Genomic DNA, 18883 nt, shown 5'->3' on the forward strand with positions numbered 1-18883 from the left:
ATAAAGTGCGAACCTAAATGAAAAGAGCCTGCTTTAGTCGGGCAAGGCTATCGGCCTTGCCGAGAGCCGCCAAAGTCCTCGAAATGTCGGGGGCGGGGTGACCGGCAGAGAGGATTCCCCGCAGGACCGGACCGATCTTCCCAAAGCCAACGCCTTCATTTTCAACGAATTTTTTCAATTCGACGTCCAGTTCAACAGCGCTCCAATTTGTCTGACTTAACAAATTTTCGTGAAGCCGCCTCAGGCGTTGCACCGTCTCCTCGGTGAGCAGATTTTTCGTCTTTTCATCAAGAGTAAAATCATTTTTCGTCAATGCAAAAGCGCAAGCGGCGGCCAGATCCGGAATCGTCTGCGCCCGTTCCTTCACTTCCGGAAGCGTGCGCGCGAGGATTTCCTCAGCGTTGTCGGCGACTTCGCCGCGTACGCGCACCTCATTCAACACAAGCGCGACAAGGCGTTCGGGCGCGCACTCTCTGATCCAGTGGGCATTGACGTGGCCCAGCTTGGCGAAATCGAGACGCGCGGGGGCCTTGTTAATGTCGGCGATATCGAACCATTCGATCATCTGGGCGTCGGTGAAGATTTCGTCGTCGCCGTGCGACCAGCCGAGCCGGGCCAGATAGTTGCGCATGGCTTCGGGCAGGTAGCCGAGGGCTTCGTAATCGCCTACCGCCTGAGCGCCGTGGCGCTTGCTGAGCTTGGCGCCGTCCGGGCCGTGGATCAGCGGAATATGGGCGAAGGTCGGCACGTCCCAACCGGCGGCCTTATAGATCAGGGTTTGGCGCGCGGCATTGTTCAGGTGGTCGTCGCCACGTATGATATGGGTGACGCCCATGTCATGATCGTCGACCACCACGGCCAGATTATAGGTCGGCGTGCCGTCCGAACGCAGCAGGATCAGGTCGTCCATATCCTTGGTGTTGAAGGTCACCGTGCCCTGCACCGCGTCTTCGATGATCAACGGTTCGTCGAGCGGCCCTTTGAAGCGGATGACGTGCGGCTGCGTCAACTGGGTGGCGTCGGGCGTGCGATCGCGCCAAGTCGAGCGCAGGGCGCGACCCTCGGCCTTGGCCCGTTCGCGGGCAGCCTCGGTCTCTTCCGGCGTCATGAAGCAGGCATAGGCGTGGCCGGAGGCATAGAGCTGTTCGACCACTGCCTTGTGACGGGCTTCGCGCGTCGATTGGAAGACGATCGGCTCTTCGGTGTTCAGCCCCAGCCAGTCCAGCCCCTTGAAAATGGCGTCCACAGCTTCCCTGGTGGAGCGCTCGCGGTCGGTATCCTCGATGCGGATCAGGAAACGCCCACCCGTATGTCTGGCGTAGAGCCAGTTGAACAGGGCGGTGCGGGCGCCGCCGATATGCAGGTAGCCGGTGGGCGAAGGCGCGAAACGGGTAACAACTTGCGTCAAGGTAGAGGCCATGATTGTAATTCGGATGCGCCCTTATACGCTTTCGGGGCGGCGGGGGTAGGGGTTTGCAGCGGCTTCGCGTACTTTTTTCACGCCTTGAGTCTGTCGATCTGCGGCAGGCGGTGACCGATGCGATCGCGGCGCAAACCGGTCGTCTGGTCCTGTGGCTGCCGGTGGCGCTGGGGGGCGGGTGCGCGGCCTATCTCAGCCTGCGTTTTGAACCCTCAGGGCTGTGGGTTCTCGGCCTGATCGCGGCTATGGGTGGCCTGTACGCCTTGGCGCAACGCTTTGAATGGAAACTTGCGCTTCGCAAGTGTCTGTTGCTGGCCCTGATGGTTGTGCTGGGAGTGGGACTTTGCAAGCTGCGTACGCAACGCGTGGCGGCGCCGGTTCTGTCGTCCGAACAGACGCAGTTCCGGCTGGATGCGGTGGTGGTCGATATCGTCGGGACCGATACGTCCGAGCCGAAACTTCTGCTGGCCCCCTTGCGGCTTTCCGGCGTTGCGCCCGAAGAGACGCCGATCCGGGTGCGCCTGAGTCTGCGCGAGTTGCCGCCGGATATCGCGCCGGGTCAGGCCATTTCCACCTTTGCCATCCTGCATCCGCCGGCCGGGCCGAATATTCCCGGCGGTTACGACTATGCGCGCGCGGCGTGGTTCGATGCGGTCGGTGCGGTGGGCTTTGCGCCGGGGCGTGTCCGGCTGATCGAGACGCCGCCCCTGCCTGTAGCTTTGCAGCGCATGACGGCCCTCAATCACTGGCGCTGGGAGGTGACGCAGCGTTTGACGGCGCAGGTCAACGCTCCGCGCATGGGAGGATTTGCCGCGGCGCTGGTCACCGGGCATCAGGCCTTTCTCGCCCCCGATCTGGTCGAGGACATGCGCGATTCCGGTCTGGCGCATATTCTGTCCATTTCAGGCCTGCACATGGCCATTGTCGGCGGGTTCGCCTTTTTTGCCTGTCGCGCGGCATTGGCCTTGCTGCCGTTTGTCGCCTTGCACTACCCGATCAAGAAGTGGGCGGCAGGCTTCGGCATCGTCGCGGTCGGCGTCTATCTGGCCCTGTCCGGCGCGCCGTCTCCCGCCATTCGCGCCGCCGTCGTGGCGTGGGTGGCGTTCGGCGCGATATTGTTCGACCGCCGTGCCCTGAGCCTGCGCGCCCTGGCGGTGGCAGCGATCATCGTCCTGCTGCTGATGCCGGAAGCCGTGCTCGAACCGGGGTTTCAGATGTCCTTTTGCGCCACGGCAGCCTTGCTGGCTCTGGCCGAGGCGTCGCGCAACCCGGTGCGTGAACTGGATGTGCCGTGGTGGGTGAGGGGGTGGCAAAATATATGGCACTGGCTGAAGGTGTCGGTTCTGGCCTCGACCGTCGCCGGGTTGGCGACGACGCCGTTTGGCATCTTCTATTTCGGCCGCGCCCAGATGTATGGCCTGATCAGCAATCTGCTCGAAGCGCCGGTGACCGGTTTCGTGGTCATGCCGGCGCTGGCGGTCGGAACAGTCCTTAGTGCGACGCCCTTGAGTATGCCGTTTCTATGGCTGGCCAGCCAGGGATTGACCGTCATCGCCCATATTGCGGCCTTTGTCGCCGATCTGCCCGGAGCCGTGATGACCGTCGGCGCGCCTCCCAATCTGGCATTAGCGGTTTCCATGGGTGGTGTGTTGTGGATGTGCCTGATCAGGGGCAATGCCAGATGGCTGGGTTTGATTGCCGCTCTGGCCGTTGTCTACTGGCCGCGTGAGACACCGCCGGATATCTGGCTCGACGCCGAAGGGGGTAATGCGGCGATACAGACGAAGGGTTCGGCCTACGCCTTGCGTCCCACCGTGCGTCAATATGGCTATCAGCTCTGGTTGAAACGCTATGCGCTGAACGAAGCCGGCGGGCGACTGGCGCAGGACTATGTCTGCAAAAGCTATATCTGTGTGCCGACGGCGACCGCACCCTATCGCATCGGTTTCGCCTTCGGGCGCAAATCGCCTAAACCCGAACAGCTTGAAGCCCTGTGTCTGTCGTCAAAACTGGTCGTTTTGCGCTCGCAGATAACAGACTGGCCGGATGGCTGTGCAGGGGTCAACCGCATCACCGCCTCGGATTTCGAACGGTTAGGCGCGATGGAACTGACGCGCACAGAGGCCGGTGGCTGGAACGTAAAAGCCGCCGAACCCTTGAGAGGTCGGCGGCCCTGGACGCAAAAACGCGTCAAATATTAATGATAGCGGCGCATCAGGCCGACCAGCTTGCCCTGCACGGCCACTTCATCGGCATTGTAGATGCGAGTCTTATAGGCCGGGTTGGCGGCTTCGAGCGCAATCGACGCGCCCTTTTTGCGCAGGCGTTTCAGCGTCGCGGTATCGCCTTCGACCAGCGCCACGACGATCTCGCCCGACTGCGCCGAATCCGACTTCTTGATGATCACGTAGTCGCCGTCGAGAATACCGGCATTGATCATCGAATCGCCTTCGATTTCCAGCAGATAATGTTCGCCCGACCCGACGAAGATTTCCGGCACGCGGATGCGGTCACGTTCAGCGCCCAAAGCTTCGATCGGCACGCCAGCCGCGATCTTGCCCAGCAGCGGCAGTTCGCGGCCTTCGTCATTGGCGGGCTTGGAGGCGGGCGCCGGGGCTGAGGCACGCGTGCCTTCGACCACCTGCGGCACGAAGGTCTGGCGGCCCCGCGGCGGCGCGGCGGTCGTCGCCTGATCCGGTAGCTTGATAACCTCCAGCGCACGGGCGCGGTGGGCGAGGCGGCGGATAAAGCCGCGCTCCTCAAGGGCGGTGATCAGCCGGTGAATGCCCGACTTCGACGCCAGATCCAGCGCCTCCTTCATCTCATCAAAGGATGGGGACACGCCCGTTTCCTTGATGCGTTCATGAATGAACATCAGAAGCTCGCGTTGTTTGGTCGTCAGCATAGGTCCACCCGCTGCAAAATATTGTCCCCGGACATGGCAATGTTTAGCGCATGAATGGTGAACAAGTCATGAACTTGCGTAAAGTGTTCTGTATGCGTTCTTGGGTCTTGTCAAGCGGGCGTGAGCAGATTTTTCGCCGCCTGAGTGATGTCGCCCTGTCGCATCAGGCTTTCGCCTACCAGCATGGCCGTCGCTCCGGTTTTTTCCAGCCGCGCCACGTCCTGCGGCGTGAAGATACCGCTTTCGGCCACCAGAATATGCTCCGGCCCGACCCTCGAAGACAGGTCTTCGGTCGTTTTCAAATCGACATCGAAAGTTCTGAGATTTCGGTTGTTTATCCCGATCAGCGGCGAGGTCAGTTTAAGCGCGCGCTCCATTTCCGGGGCATCATGCACCTCGACCAGCGCATCCATGCCATAGGCGTGGGCGGCAGCGATCAGGTCAGCGGCCAGAGCGTCGTCGATCATGGCCATGATGACCAGAATGGCGTCGGCGCCGATGCTGCGCGATTCGGCGACCTGCCAGACATCGACGAGAAACTCTTTGCGGATGCAGGGAAGAGTGACGGCTTCACGCGCGGCCACGAAGTGCGATTCGTGGCCCATGAAACTGGGGGCGTCGGTCAGTATCGACAGGCACGACGCGCCACCGGCCTGATAGGCAGCGGCAAGTTTGGCCGGTTCGAAATCCTCACGAATCAAGCCCTTGGACGGGCTGGCCTTCTTGACCTCGGCGATCAGCGACAGGCTGTGCGGTTGTTTGTTGGCTACCAGTGCGGTCTTGAAACCGCGCGGCGCGCTGACGGTCGGAAAGCGCGCCTCAAGCGTGGCCAGCGAGGCCAGCGGCTTGCGTTCGGCGACTTCCTCGCGCTTGTAGGCGGCGATCTTTTCCAGAATATCGGACATGTTCTTAGCGGTTCGTGAAGGTGACGAGCTGATCGAGCGCGGCCAAAGCCTTGCCGTCATCGATGCTGGCGGCGGCGTGGTCGAGGCCTTCGCGCAGGGTCTCCACCGTACCCCCTACAAGGAAGGCCGCGGCTGAATTGAGCAGAACGATGTCGCGGTAGGGGCCTTTTTCTCCCTCCAGCAGCCGGCGGAGCGCAGCGGCATTATGTTCCGGCGCGCCACCGGTGATGTCGGCCAGCGCCGCGCGCGGCAGGCCCACGGCTTCCGGCGTGATGGTGAACAGGCGCAGCCTGCCGTCCTTCCATTCCGCCACCTCGGTTTCGCCCGTGGTCGTCAGTTCGTCGAGGCCGGAACCATGCACGACCCACGCGTGGGTTGCCCCAAGTTGCCCCAGGGCCTTGCCGATCGGTTCAATAAAGCGCGGGGAGGGCACGCCCACCACCTGACGGCGCGCGCCGGCGGGATTGGTGAGAGGACCTAACAGGTTGAAAATGGTGCGGAAACCGAGTTGCTGGCGGATCGGTGACACGTGCTTCATGGCACCGTGATGCGCCACGGCGAACAGGAAGCAGATACCGGCTTCGTCGAGCGCCTTGCGCTGTTGTTCCGGCGTCGCGTCGATATTGACGCCAAGTGCGGCCAGCACATCCGCCGTGCCGGATTTCGAGGTGATGGCGCGGTTGCCGTGCTTGGCGATTTTCAGACCGCCGCCGGCGCCGACAAAGCCCACGGCGGTGGATATGTTGAGCGTGTGCAGGCCGTCGCCGCCGGTGCCGCAGACATCGACCGTGTCGTACGGATGGTCGAGTGTTTTGGCCGCCGAACGCATGGCGCGGGCGCAGGCGGCGATTTCGCCCACCGTTTCGCCGCGCAGGCGGATGGCGGTGACGGCTGCGGCGACCTGAGCCGGGGTCGGCTCGCCGCGCAGACAGGCGGAAAAGAAGATTTCGGCGTCTTCGTCGGACAGGGTCTGGCCGTCGGCCAGCTTGGCGAGCAGGGGTTTGAAGGCGTCAGACATAGAGGTTCTGGCTCTCGATCCCGGCCAAACTGAGGAAGTTCGACAGGATCTGATGGCCGCCTTCGGTAGCAATGGATTCCGGATGGAACTGCACACCGTGGATCGGCCGCGTGCGGTGTTGGACACCCATGATTTCGCCATCCTCAGTCCACGCCGTGACGATCAGGTCATCCGGCAAGGTTTCGCGTTTGATGGCCAGCGAATGATAACGCGTTGCCGTGAACGGATTGGGCAGATCCTTGAACAGGCCGATATCGCTGTGATGAATCTGGCTGGTCTTACCGTGCATCAGGGTCTTGGCGCGGATGACGTCGCCGCCATAGGCCTGACCGATCGCCTGATGGCCCAGACAGACGCCGAAAATCGGCAGGTCTTCGGGAGCCGCACGCAGCAGCGGCAGACAGATGCCGGCCTGATCCGGCGCGCACGGTCCCGGCGACAACAAAACCGCCTTGGGCTTCAACGCCAGCGCGTCCTGAACGCTCAGGGCATCGTTGCGGTAAACCTGCGTTTCCGCGCCAAGCTCGGCGAGATAATGCACCAGATTATAGGTGAAGCTGTCGTAATTATCGATGACAAGGATCATGGCCAACTCCCATGCAAGCGATATAGGCAAAGGCGTCGTAAAAGCCAAACGGAAATAGGCGGACGCCGGACGATTAAACGGTTTCACGCCTTTGCGTATCAAAATTTCCCATAAGATTTATTATGCGATATTTTGATGCCGCCAATCAGGGCGTGGTTTTCACGCCCTGATTGGCGGCCCTATTTATTGGCGGCCCTATTTCAGCGTTAGTTCGTATTCCGGCGTCAGTTCGATCTTGTATACACGCGCCACCTGACCGTTCTCGAATGCCGGCTTTACGCTGGCGTCGAAATAGACTTTCGAATCCTCGCGCAACGGCATGATGCTGAGGGTCAGCGGCTTAGCCAGCTTATCGGCATAGCGCTTCAGGCCGATACGCCAGGTCTTGCCGATGAAATATTCGTCGTCGAGCATTTCCGGACCCGAAAACAGCCGCGCCACGTCGCCCTGATACGCGACGTCGAGATAGACGTCCGACACGCCTTTCAACGCCGTTTCCGGCACCTTCACCGTCCATGAGGCCGAGGCCCCGAAGCTTTCCGGTTCGGGTACGACGGGTGTATTGCGCGGGCCGTAGGTCTTGAGCGGCGGCGCTTTTCCGGCTGGACGCAGGACACTGACATCGGCCGTCAGTTTCACCTCCGGCGCGGATGCCGAATAGCTCTGGAAACCGCCCATACGCTTTTGAGGTTTCAGTTTTAGATTTGTGGATAAATTATCTGATAAATATGGATAAATCGCAAATTTGAAATCCGGACGGGTTTGCCGGAAAGCGGCCCCGCCTTCCGGGCTTTCAAAGACATGCGCTTCGCTGAGGATCAGGTGCTGACGACCCTGAATCTGCACCATGGTCAGGGTCTGTGCCTGCGTTTCGCTGAGCAGAATGAAACGCGCCGTCTTGCCGTTTGCCCCCGTAACGGAGACGATGCGTCCCGCCTCTGGCGTCACTTTCAACTGTCCGCCTTGCTTGCTTTGCGTAGCGCCCTTGACCGACTTGACGGCATTGGCGGCGAAAACGAACTCCGGGGGGATTTTGTCGCTGGCGGCGAAAACGTAGAGATCGCCCTGCCCGTCGTCTATACGCGTCACCGGTTGCGCCGTCGCCCACAGCAGATCGACGCCTGACAGATCGAAATGTACCGGCCAGATGAAGGCCGCCCCCTGCGCTACCGTCACGCCTTTGGACGGCAGGGTGAGGGTTTCGTTGCCCAGCTTGACCTCGAAACGCGTATCCGGATGCGCCGGTGTCTCATACTGACGGATATGGTTGTTGACGAAGACGAAGCCGGATTTGCCGTCACCGCGGAAGGCCCAGCGCAGGGTCTTCAGATCGTCGGCGGCCGCGGGTTTCACCTCCGGGGCATAGACGGTCATCGGCGCCAGACGATCACCGAAACTTTGCAGGAAATAGTGGATAGGCTTCAGCTTGTTGAGGACCGGATGCGCCTGTCCGTACTGCCCCAGCGGCGCCTGAAAATCGTAACCCAGCTTGGGCACGTCGTTGAAGCCACCGGTCGCTACACTCTCGTCGCGCGACGGATAGCCCGGCGGATTCTGACCGCCCTGGAACATGTAGTAGCCCAGCAGATTGACGCCGGAGCCGATCTTGGTGATGACCATATCGGCGATGTCGTCGGGTGAAATGATCGGCCGGCGGCGGTACATCTGCGGGACGCCGCCACCATATTCCGCCCCGAAAAAGGGCGTGATGTCGGTGTCACGCGCGCCGTCGTCCTGCGTCGAGGTGCGGCCCTGCGCCCCCAGACCCTTTTCGTTGCGCACGCCGAACTGAAACATGTAGCTCGACTTGGGCGGCAGGAGGGTTGCTGACGCCGACCATGGCTCATCGACATAGGTGCCGAAAACCGGGATGACTTCGCCGCGTGGGAAGACGGCATTGTCCCAGCCGGTGACCGTATACAGCGGCACGTCGAAGCCCCTGGCGATCAGCATGTCCTTTAGCCGGGAAATGTGTTCGCGCCCTTGCAGCGGTCCGGTGCGGTTATATTCGTTCTCGATCTGGATGCCTATGACCGGCCCGCCGTCCTTCCACAGGAGGCCCCTCGCCTGTTCGGCCACCTGAGCGAAGAAGGCGTCGACATAGCCGAGATAGGTCGGGTCGTTGCCGCGCGTCGGTACCGAATCGACCACCCAGTCGGGGATGCCGCCAAAGCGCACTTCGGCATGGGCCCACGGACCGGGGCGCAGATAGACATACAGATCGTGCTTCTGCGCCAGTTGGATGAATTTGCGTAAGTTCCGGTTGCCGCTCCAGTCGAAGGCGTCAGGACGATCCTGATGGTGCTGCCAGATGACGTAGGTGGCGACGACATTGACGCCGCCCGCCTTCATCTTGAGCAGTTGTTCTTCCCAATATTGTTCCGGAAAACGGGTATAGTGAAACTCGCCCATCACCGGCAGAACGGGCTTGCCGTCTATGGTCAAGTAACGGTCGTTGACGGCCATGACCTGCCCGGAAGGCGATGCCCCTGCCCCCATCTTCAGCAGACCTTCGCGCGGCGCAGGCGGTGCGGCTTGCGCATCGACGCGCGCGGTTTCGGCAGAGGCCGCACTCCACAGCAGGGCCAGCGCCGCGGTCGAGGCGGCCAGAAGTTTCCCGGTCATTGGCATTTCCCTTTGATTTCGGAAATTTGTACGACAATAGAGCGGGGTCGCCAAGCCTTAATGATCGGCGCCCGTGCTAACCGACGCGCGGTCGTCCGATTTCCTGATGCGAATGAGCAGAAGCAGCGGAATGGCGCCAGGGTCAGCAGGAACATCGGCCAGAAGCCGTCGACATAGGCAATCAAGCCGAATTGGCATGCGCTTCCTGACTGTTGCGCGCCCATAGGGCCTGAAACGTCGCCGCCGACAGCGGTACGAAGACGAGATCCAGACCGATCCCCTTAATGACGCCCGCCACACGATGTCGGATTCAGACAGGACCAGTGCAATCGTTTTGCAAGGGGGCGGAACTCTTTTTTCTCACAAAATGGAGTTTAACGACCGCCGGTCATCTGTTCGTAACGGCCCAGCGCCTGATCGGTCAGCTTGACCTTTAGGTGGATATGGCCGTGTTCGTCATCGAAACGGTCCAGAACCCGTCCCTGGGTGTACAGGAAGGCCAGAAGCTGCCCGTCCTGCGGCGCCAGTTCAACATCAATCTCGGTGCCGGATTCGTCGACCTTGAGCGCGATATCGCTGAGGAGCTTGTCGATCCCCTCGCCCGTAATGGCCGAAACCATCACCGGCTTGTTGGCGGCGCGGTCCGACACGGCGCGGCTGTAGAGGATGTCGCGCGCCTCGTCGTCCAGCAGGTCGATCTTGTTCCACACCTCGATCATGCGCGATTTGTCCATATCGGGATGAATGTGGTTGAGCACCTGCATGACGTCCTGCGCCTGGGCGTCGGTCTCCGGATTGGACATGTCGCGGACGTGCAGGACCAGATCGGCCTCCAGCACCTCTTCCAGTGTGGCGCGGAAGGCGGCGACCAGTTCGTGCGGGAGGTCGGAGATGAACCCCACCGTGTCCGAAAGGATGGCCGCGCGGCCATTGGGTAGTTTCAGCGTGCGCAGCGTCGTGTCCAGCGTGGCGAACAGCATATCCTTGGCCAGCACTTCGGCGCGCGTCAGATGGTTGAACAGCGTCGATTTGCCGGCATTGGTATAGCCGACCAGCGCGACGATGGGGTACGGCACCTTCTTGCGCGCGCTGCGGTGCAGGCTGCGGGTACGGCGCACCTCATCCAGTTCGCCTTTCAGCAGCTTGATCTTGTCGGCGATCATGCGGCGGTCGAGTTCGATCTGGGTTTCGCCGGGGCCGCCGGTGGTGCCGGTGGCGCGCTGACGCTCCAGGTGGGTCCAGGTGCGAACCAGACGCGAGCGCTCGTACTCCAGCCGCGCCAGTTCGACCTGCAGCTTGCCCTCGCGCGTGCGGGCGCGGCGACCGAAGATTTCCAGAATCAGGCCCGTGCGGTCGATGACCTTGCGTTCCCATTCCTTTTCGAGATTGCGCTGCTGGATCGGCGTCAGGGTGGTGTTGACGATGACGAGGTCGGCCTCGGCGTCTTCACAGATGGCGGCGATCTCATCGACCTTGCCCGACCCGAACAGGGTGGCGGGATTGGGCTTGCGCACCCGCGCCGTCTCGGTGGCGACGATGTCGAGATCCAGCGCGATGGCCAGACCGGCGGCTTCGTCCAGACGCGATTCGTCGTAGCGCCGCGTGGCCGCGACGCCCTGCGGCTGACGCGGAGAAGACGGCGCGTGGGGCGCGGCCATGTCAGGATCGATAATAACCGCACGCTGGGTTTCCGGCGTGCGGCTTACAAACTTTGTGGTCAAAAGAGTCCTTTGGACGACTTAATCGTCCGAGTCTTCTTCCTGCTCGTACAGTTGCACCGGCGCGGCGGGCATGATGGTCGAGATCGCGTGCTTATAGACCAGTTGCGACTGACCGTCGCGGCGCAGCAGCACGCAGAAATTATCGAACCAGCTGACAATGCCCTGAAGCTTGACGCCGTTGATCAGGAAGATGGTGAGCGGGGTTTTGGATTTACGAACGCTGTTGAGGAACGTGTCCTGCAGGTTTTGTTTCTTTTCGTGGGACATTTAGTCGCCCTTCTTGTTTGACATTGCGAGGCGCCATAAGGCCCCCACACACAGACATAAGCAAAAGTCACGAAATCACAACGCACAGGCGTACATAATTTCGTGAAGTATCATAAGCGACAATAGCCCGACAATTCAACCGAATAGAACGTAAAATAATGTTTCGGTGAAAAACGCGCCGCTTAGTCTTCGATGCCCGCCGTACGTTTTGCCCGCTCTATATAGGCGTCGCGCAGCCTCAGCGCCACTTCGCCGGGCTGACCCTCGCCTATTACCGCGTCATCGATCTGTACGATCGGCATGACGAAGGTCGAGGCCGCCGACAGAAAGGCTTCCTTCGCGCGCTTGGCCTCTTCCAGCGTGAACGCCCCCTCTGACGCATCGACGCCCTGCTCACGCAGAATATCCAGCAGGCTGATCCGCGTCACGCCCGGCAGGATGTTGGCGCGCAGGCTGCGCGTCTTCACCTCGCCCTCCGCCGTAACGATGTAGACATTGGCCGAGCCGCCTTCGGTGACAAAACCTTCGGCATCGACAAAGATCACGTCCGATGCGCCGGCCTCGCGCGCGGCCTGTTTGGCCAGTACGTTGGGCAGCAGGCCGACCGTCTTGATATCGCAGCGGCCCCAGCGGTTATCCGGCGCCGAAACCACGCGGATGCCTTTACGCGCCTTGGCCTCCGATGCCACGCGATCGACCGGCTTGGCGGTTATGACCAGCGCCGGCTTGACCGGTTCCGCCGGGAAGAAATGGTCGCGCGCGGCGACACCACGACTGACCTGAAGATAGACCAGACCTTCGGTGATGCGGTTGCGGCGGACGACCTCGTTCAGCACGACCACCAGCGACGCGCGCGGCATCGGCATGTGGATGTGTAGTTCGCGAAGGCTGCGCTCCAGACGGTTCAGGTGCCCCGACAGATCGGCCAGTTGCCCGCCGAAAACCGACCACACCTCATAGACGGCGTCGGCGAACTGATAGCCGCGATCCTCGATATGCACGGCGGCGTCGGCGTGGCGCGTATAGGCACCGTTCACATAGGCAATGCGGGACATGGAAGGCTCGTTAGATGGAAGACTTCAAGGGGCCACAGGCCCCCAAAGAAACTAAGGATTCAAGGGGCCGCAGGCCCCTTGTCCCCCTAACTATTCGCGCGCAATCAGCAACGCAATGGACAAGTTTTGGGGTTGAGGGGCCAACTGGACCCTCACCTTACACTTCTTCGTCCTCAACGCCGCGAATATGCGCCAGTCCCAGCGACTTCAACTTGCGGTGCAGCGCCGAACGCTCCATGCCGATGAAGTTGGCCGTGCGCGAGATATTGCCGCCGAAGCGCACGATCTGCGAAGACAGGTATTCGCGTTCGAACACTTCGCGCGCATCCCGCAGCGGCAGGGCGATGATGCGCTCCGGGCGGATGGCGCCGGCTACCGCCGATTCAACGACCTCCGCCGGCAGCATCTGGGCGGTGATCGGCTCGGACGGATCGCCGGAAGCCAGAATCAGCAGGCGCTCGATATTGTTGCGTAGCTGGCGCACATTGCCCGGCCATTCGTGCACTTGAAGCGTCGCCATGGCGTCCTCGGAGAGGTTGCGCCTGGGCAGGCCCTGAGCGCGGGCGATGCGTTCGATGAAGTAATTGACCAGTTCGGCGATGTCGCTGCGCCGCTCGGACAGGCCCGGCACGCGCACCGGCACCACGTTCAGGCGGTGGAACAGGTCTTCGCGGAAACGCCCGGCGGCGATTTCCTGCTGGAGATCCTTGGAGGTCGACGAAATGACGCGCACATCGACCTGCACGTCGTTGACGCCGCCGACGCGCACGAAGCGCTGTTCGACCAGCACGCGCAGGATGCGGCTCTGCGACTCCATAGGCATGTCGGCCACTTCGTCGAGGAACAGGGTGCCGCCGTGCGCGCGCTCGAACACGCCGATCTTGCGCGGACGGCCTTCTTCGCCCTCTTCGCCGAACAGTTCGACATCGAGGCGTTCGGGGGTGACACCGGCCGAGGAAATCGGCACGAATTCACAGCGCGCGCGCGGGCTGGCTTCGTGGATCATGCGCGCCACCAGTTCCTTACCCGAACCGGCGGGACCGGAAATCATGATGCGCGAATTGGCAGGGGCCACTTTGGCGATGGTCGTGCGCAGAAGCTGCGCCGCCGCGGAATTGCCGATCAGACCGTCCGGCACCACGGCCTGACCCCGCAGGCGGCGGTTTTCACGACGCAGCGAGGCCATTTCAAGCGCTCTCTGAACCACCATGATCAAGCGTTCGGTTTTAAATGGCTTTTCGATAAAATCGTAGGCGCCGCGTTTGATCGCGGACACGGCGGTTTCGATCGTGCCGTGGCCGGAAATCATGATGGCCGGGATATCGGGATCAAGCTCGCGAATGACGTCGAGCAGTTCCAGACCGTCAAGCCCGCCGCCCTGCATCCAGATGTCGAGCACACAGAGCGACGGCTTGCGCGCCTTGATCGCCCGCAGCGCCGCGCCGGAATCGGCGGCGGTCCGCACCGAATAGCCTTCGTCTTCGAGGATGCCCGCGATCAGTTCGCGGATATCGGCCTCGTCGTCGACCACCAGAATATCTACGCCAGATGATACCTTCATCACACCCTCATCAGTCTGGCCCCGCTGTCGGGGGCCTCATTGGTTTGAGGCGCGGCCTGGGTCTTGGGAAGCCGCAATACGGCCCGGGCCCCGCTCAGATGGACGGCGTCAGCAAGATAGAACTCGCCGCCATGATCTTCCAGAATGCGCTTGACGATAGCGAGGCCGAGCCCCGTCCCCTTCTCGCGCGTGGTTACGTAAGGTTCGGTCAGACGGTCGCGGTCCTTATCGGGCAGGCCGATGCCGTCGTCCTCGATTTCGATGGTCAGGAAGCCGTCGCTGAGGTGCATTTCGACGCGCATCTGGCCGCCCTCGCCGCCCCCTTGCGCCAGGTGCTTTGACACGATGGCCTCGCCGCCGTTTTTCAGCACATTGCCCAGCGCCTGCGCCAGCAGTCGACCGTCGCAAACCACGGTGACCTCCGGAAGGGGCTCGATAATGTCGATCTGCACGTCGGGCTTGGCCACGCGCTGGGAAAAGACCACCTGCCGGATCAGTTCGGCGGCGTCTTCTTCGGCGAAATTCGGCACGGGCATCCGCGCAAAGGCCGAAAACTCATCGACCATGCGCCCGATATCGCCGACCTGACGCACGATGGTGTCGGTCAGACGGTCGAAGGTCTCGCCATCCGTTTCGATCTGGGCGCGGTACTTGCGCTTGAGCCGTTCCGCCGAAAGCTGGATCGGCGTCAGCGGGTTCTTGATCTCGTGCGCGATGCGGCGCGCCACATCTTTCCAGGCGGCGTTACGCTGGGCGGCCACCAGTCGCGTAATGTCGTCGAAGGTCAGAACCGCGCCGCCGGTATCGAGCGACGAAGCGCGGACGCGGACGCGGCGCGTGTCGCCTTTGCGCACCAGATCGACCTCGGCCTCTTCCACCTTGTGCGGGGTGACCTTGTCGAGCAGCTCGCAGATTTCAGGAGCCAGTTCGCGGATATGCTGCCCCAGCGAATCCTCGGTCGGGATGGAGAGGAAGTTGGCGGCGTGGCGGTTGATGGCCGAAATCTGTTCGTGTTCGTCGATGCCGATAATGCCCGCCGAAATTTCCGACAGTACGGTTTCGATGAAGCGACGCCGCTCCTCGGCCTCTTCATTGGCCGATTTCAAGGCGGCCTGCTGACTTTGCAGGTCGCTGGTCATGCGGTTGAAGGCGCGCGACAGGACGGCGATGTCCTCGGATTGCTTGTCGGTCATGACGCGGGCATTTAGATCGCCGGAGGCCACCTTGTCCGCCGCCTGCACCAGTCGCGCCACAGGCACGGCGATCGAATCCGCCGCCGAGGTGCCGACCCAGATGGCCCCGATCAGCACCAGCAGCACGGTCTCCATATAGGCCAGGGCGAACACGCCCTGAACGCGAACCGAGTTCTTGGCCGACTCGCGCAGGGCCTCGATGGCCTGTTGCGCGCTGTAGACCTTGGCGACGATGCCGGGGCGCAGAACCTTGATGCCGTAAAGCTTGGCGCCATTATAGCCCTGCAGCGGGTAGATCATGCGGATGGTGTCGGGCGAAGCGAAGATGCCGCCGCCGACATCGCCTTCATTGGCGGTGTCGACCGCCACCTGATTGGGGGCCAGATAGGGCGGCGCACCGGGGTTTTCGGCGCGCGCCAAGACCTGCCCGCCGTCATCGATAATGTAGATGGCCGTCAGTTCGCCGCGAATAGAGATCAGTTCGCGCAGGGCCTGCGAAAAGCTGAGGCGTTCCGAAAACATGCGGATCAATTCGGGCCGTTGCAGGTCGCGGGCGACATCGGTCAGGGTGTCCGATGCCGACTTGGTCTGGGTTTCGACAAAGGCCGCGCCGATATCGGCGCTGTTTTCGACCGACGACTGCACGCGGTCGGAGAACCACGTCTCCACGCCGCGATTGACCAGCACGCCGAAGAACAGGGCCACGACAAAGGCCGGCGTCACCGCCGCCAGCGCGAACAGGGTCACAAAGCGCACGTGCAGCCGCGTCCCGGCGTCCTTGGCGCGCGATCTGGCCAGTTGCAGCACGCGCCTGAGTACGAAGAAGCTGAGGCCCAGCAGAAAGGCGAGGTTCAGGCAGACGAGGCTGAACAGAAAGACGCTGGAGGGCCCTAGAGGCCCGGCCCCGGGCGCGGTAATGATGATCCAGATGATGAACGCCGTCATCAGGGCCGACAGGGCATAGGCGCCGACCATGGCCAGACGGCCGCGGCTGGCGTTTTTCAGCCCGCGCGTCATCCGGGCCCACCAAAGGCCGAAACGTCGCCTGATGCTTGTGTCTTTCAAGACCCAGTTTCCCAGAGGCCACAATAGCGGGTGGCATTTGCGCACTACTGTGTCTGAATATCAACATCAATGTTGCAGGAATGCGGCAAATTTACCGCCGCCTGATCACAAAATGTTTTCAGATTCGCCTCAGAGGTGTCAGCAGAAAAGGGCGTTCAACTCACGCTCGATATGGGTGTCGTCATCCAGACGACACAGGCGCGCCTTGTCCTGACGACGGGCGACGGGGTCATCGCAATAATCACCGGCTTCGATATACCACCCCAGATGCTTCTTGAACATCTTGAGGCCCAGTTCGCGTCCGTAGAAGCTGAGGCTATCCTGCAAGTGCTCGACGATCAGTTCATATCGCGCGTGACCCGACGGTTCGCGGCTTTCGACGCCCCTGAGGTGAGAGTCGAGATGCGCCGCCAGCCACGGCCGGCCGTAGACGCCGCGCCCGATCATCAGCCCGTCCGCGCCGGATTGCCCCAGCGCCTCACGCGCTCTCTGGCCATCGGTGATATCGCCATTGACGATGACCGGGATGGAGACGGCGGCCTTGACCTGCCTGACGAAGGCCCAGTCGGCCTTGCCTTTGTAAAATTGCTGACGCGTGCGGCCATGCACCGTCACGGCCTTGATGCCGATGGCCTCGGCGCAGCGGGCCAGTTCCGGTGCATTGCGGCTGCCATCGTCCCAGCCCATGCGCATCTTGACCGTGACGGGCCGCGACGTGGCGCTGACGGCGGCCTCCATCAGGCGGCTGGCGGCATCGAAGTCGCGCATCAGGGCCGAACCGCACAGAACGCCGGTGACCTCCTTGGCCGGGCAGCCGAAATTGAGATCGACGATATGGGCGCCGGACGCTTCGGCCAGAGCCGCGCCGCGGGCGATAAAGTCAGGGTCCTTGCCGATCAGTTGCACGATCTTCAGCCCGGCGTGCTCGCCCAGAGCGAATTTGCGCACCACGTCCGGACGTCCGCGCTCCAGTTCGGCGCACGCCACCATCTCGGTCGCGGCGTAGGCGGCCCCCAGCTTCGACGCCATGCGCCGGAACGGCAGATCGGACACGCCGGTCATGGGCGCGATCAGGGCGCGCCCAGCGATCTCGACATCTCCGATTTTGAGGGACTGAGCGATCATGGAGGCGAAATAACCGCGAACCCCTCTTTACGCAATGGCCGGGGCGCGACTAAGACACGTGCATGACTTTCAACGCGATTATCGTCGCCGGCGGATCGGGCCAGAGATCGGGCGGCAAGAAGCAATGGATGCCTCTGCGTGGCAAGCCGGTCCTGTGCTGGTCGATCGAGGCTTTTGCCGATGCCGGTGCCTCCGAAATCATCGTCGTCGTGCCGCGTGACGACCTCGATCACGCCACCCTGACTCTTCAGTCGGTGGACCGCGTGCGGATCGTGCCGGGCGGTGCCACCCGCGCCCTGTCGGTGCAGAACGGCCTGAATGCCCTGCATGAGACCGCTTCGCCACTCGATGCCGTGCTGATCCACGATGCCGCGCGCCCTCTGCTGACCGTCGAACGGATCGAAGCTCTGCTAAGCCGACTGGAGACAGCGCGCGCGGCCATTCTGGCGGTGCCCGTAACCGACTCGCTCAAACGCGCCGAAGACAGCCGCATCATCGACGCCCCGTCCCGCGCCGGTCTGTGGCGCGCCCAGACCCCGCAGGCCTTCCGCCTGAAGGACATTGCCGATGCCTATGCGGCGTGGCCGGGCGATGTCGAAGCCACCGACGAAGCCATGGTCGCCGCCGCAGCCGGTATTCAGGTCGAAATCGTCGAGGGCGCGCAACGCCTGCAAAAACTGACCTATTCCGAAGATTTTGCCGTCCTGGAGGCCTTCATGCCCGCTCAACAGATGCGTATCGGTCAGGGCTTCGACGCCCACCGCTGGGGTCCGGGTGAAAGCGTATGGCTGTGCGGTGTGGAAATCACGCATGAACAAACCCTGATCGGTCATTCCGACGCCGATGCCGGGCTGCACGCCCTGACCGACGCTATTCTGGGCGCCGCCGGGCTGGGCGACATCGGCGACCATTTTCCACCGACCGATCCGCAGTGGAAGGGTGCGGCCTCCGACCAGTTCCTTAAACATGCGGTCGAACTGATCCGCGCCAAGGGCGGTGAGATCATCAATGTCGATGTGACGCTGATCTGCGAACGCCCCAAGATCAAGCCGCACCGCGAATCGATGCGTCAGCGCGTCGCCGAAATCCTGTCGGTTGAGGCCGATCGCGTGAGCATCAAGGCCACGACGACCGAAAAAATGGGCTTTACGGGGCGCGAAGAAGGGCTGGCCGCTCAGGCCGTGTGTCTGATCACCCTGCCCTGACCTGTCCCGTTTTGATGCGGTGCACAATTTTACATTTTTGCGAAATTCAATAAAATCAATATTTTTCCAAAAACTTGGAATGATTTTGTGTGGCAAATTTGCCAATCCATAGTTATCTATGTTGCTTTGCAAAAATATTGACGTGACGTCCGTCTCATTCTGTGGTCAATTGGAGACGTTCGGGGTGGCTTTGTTTTTTAAAGCCATATTTTGATCATTTTAAGCTGTGTTT

14 protein-coding genes are annotated in these 18883 nt (G+C 61.9%); 2 read left to right on the top strand and 12 right to left on the bottom strand.

From position 1 onward, the window contains the following. Positions 1 to 13: 13 nt before the first annotated feature. Positions 14 to 1423 (bottom strand): glutamate--tRNA ligase, encoded by a 1410-nt coding sequence (gltX, locus tag LH365_RS07750; protein ID WP_370639748.1) that lies wholly within the window; start codon positions 1421 to 1423, stop codon positions 14 to 16. Positions 1424 to 1530: 107 nt separating this feature from the next. Here gltX and LH365_RS07755 point away from each other — a divergent pair, with 107 nt between their 5' ends. Then, complete coding sequence (locus LH365_RS07755) at positions 1531 to 3621, top strand: ComEC/Rec2 family competence protein (RefSeq protein WP_226743093.1); 2091 nt, start codon at positions 1531 to 1533, stop codon at positions 3619 to 3621. On the opposite strand, the gene lexA is transcribed toward LH365_RS07755, so the two are convergent. The 11 genes from lexA to dusB all read right to left on the bottom strand — a co-directional run bounded on the left by lexA (position 3618) and on the right by dusB (position 17443). Continuing rightward, on the bottom strand, positions 3618 to 4325 hold the full coding sequence (gene lexA, locus LH365_RS07760) for a transcriptional repressor LexA (protein WP_226743094.1): 708 nt from the start codon (positions 4323 to 4325) through the stop codon (positions 3618 to 3620). The genes LH365_RS07755 and lexA overlap by 4 nt on opposite strands. 110 nt (positions 4326 to 4435) lie before the next feature. Then, positions 4436 to 5230: an indole-3-glycerol phosphate synthase TrpC gene (trpC, locus tag LH365_RS07765; protein ID WP_226743095.1), complete on the bottom strand. Its 795-nt coding sequence runs from the start codon at positions 5228 to 5230 to the stop codon at positions 4436 to 4438. A gap of 4 nt (positions 5231 to 5234) precedes the next feature. Next, complete coding sequence (gene trpD, locus LH365_RS07770) at positions 5235 to 6248, bottom strand: anthranilate phosphoribosyltransferase (protein WP_226743096.1); 1014 nt, start codon at positions 6246 to 6248, stop codon at positions 5235 to 5237. Continuing rightward, a complete protein-coding gene (locus tag LH365_RS07775) occupies positions 6241 to 6834 on the bottom strand; it encodes an aminodeoxychorismate/anthranilate synthase component II (RefSeq protein WP_226743097.1) in 594 nt (197 codons plus the stop codon). The genes trpD and LH365_RS07775 overlap by 8 nt, the downstream gene beginning before the upstream one ends. Positions 6835 to 7029: 195 nt before the next feature. Further along, positions 7030 to 9459, bottom strand: a complete 2430-nt coding sequence (locus tag LH365_RS07780; protein WP_226743098.1) for a beta-galactosidase — start codon at positions 9457 to 9459, stop codon at positions 7030 to 7032. Between the two features lie 374 nt (positions 9460 to 9833). Continuing rightward, on the bottom strand, positions 9834 to 11180 hold the full coding sequence (gene hflX, locus LH365_RS07785) for a GTPase HflX (RefSeq protein ID WP_226743099.1): 1347 nt from the start codon (positions 11178 to 11180) through the stop codon (positions 9834 to 9836). A gap of 18 nt (positions 11181 to 11198) precedes the next feature. Beyond that, a complete protein-coding gene (hfq, locus tag LH365_RS07790; protein ID WP_013480329.1) occupies positions 11199 to 11447 on the bottom strand; it encodes an RNA chaperone Hfq in 249 nt (82 codons plus the stop codon). Between the two features lie 182 nt (positions 11448 to 11629). After that, positions 11630 to 12502, bottom strand: coding sequence for a D-amino-acid transaminase (locus LH365_RS07795; protein ID WP_226743100.1), 873 nt, complete (start codon positions 12500 to 12502; stop codon positions 11630 to 11632). 157 nt (positions 12503 to 12659) lie between these two features. After that, positions 12660 to 14063 (bottom strand): sigma-54 dependent transcriptional regulator, encoded by a 1404-nt coding sequence (locus tag LH365_RS07800; protein WP_226743101.1) that lies wholly within the window; start codon positions 14061 to 14063, stop codon positions 12660 to 12662. Beyond that, positions 14063 to 16273 carry a PAS domain-containing sensor histidine kinase gene (locus LH365_RS07805; RefSeq protein WP_226743102.1) on the bottom strand — a complete coding sequence of 737 codons (2211 nt, stop codon included), beginning with the start codon at positions 16271 to 16273 and terminating at the stop codon, positions 14063 to 14065. The genes LH365_RS07800 and LH365_RS07805 overlap by 1 nt, the downstream gene beginning before the upstream one ends. Positions 16274 to 16459: 186 nt before the next feature. Further along, positions 16460 to 17443 carry a tRNA dihydrouridine synthase DusB gene (dusB, locus tag LH365_RS07810; RefSeq protein ID WP_226745462.1) on the bottom strand — a complete coding sequence of 328 codons (984 nt, stop codon included), beginning with the start codon at positions 17441 to 17443 and terminating at the stop codon, positions 16460 to 16462. Between the two features lie 65 nt (positions 17444 to 17508). Between dusB and LH365_RS07815 the strand changes: the two genes are divergently transcribed. Next, entirely contained in the window at positions 17509 to 18651 is a 1143-nt protein-coding gene (locus tag LH365_RS07815; protein WP_226743103.1) for a bifunctional 2-C-methyl-D-erythritol 4-phosphate cytidylyltransferase/2-C-methyl-D-erythritol 2,4-cyclodiphosphate synthase, read from the top strand. Positions 18652 to 18883 lie beyond the last annotated feature (232 nt).

It is taken from the genome of Asticcacaulis sp. AND118 (genome assembly GCF_020535245.1).
Taxonomy (GTDB): Bacteria; Pseudomonadota; Alphaproteobacteria; order Caulobacterales; family Caulobacteraceae; genus Asticcacaulis.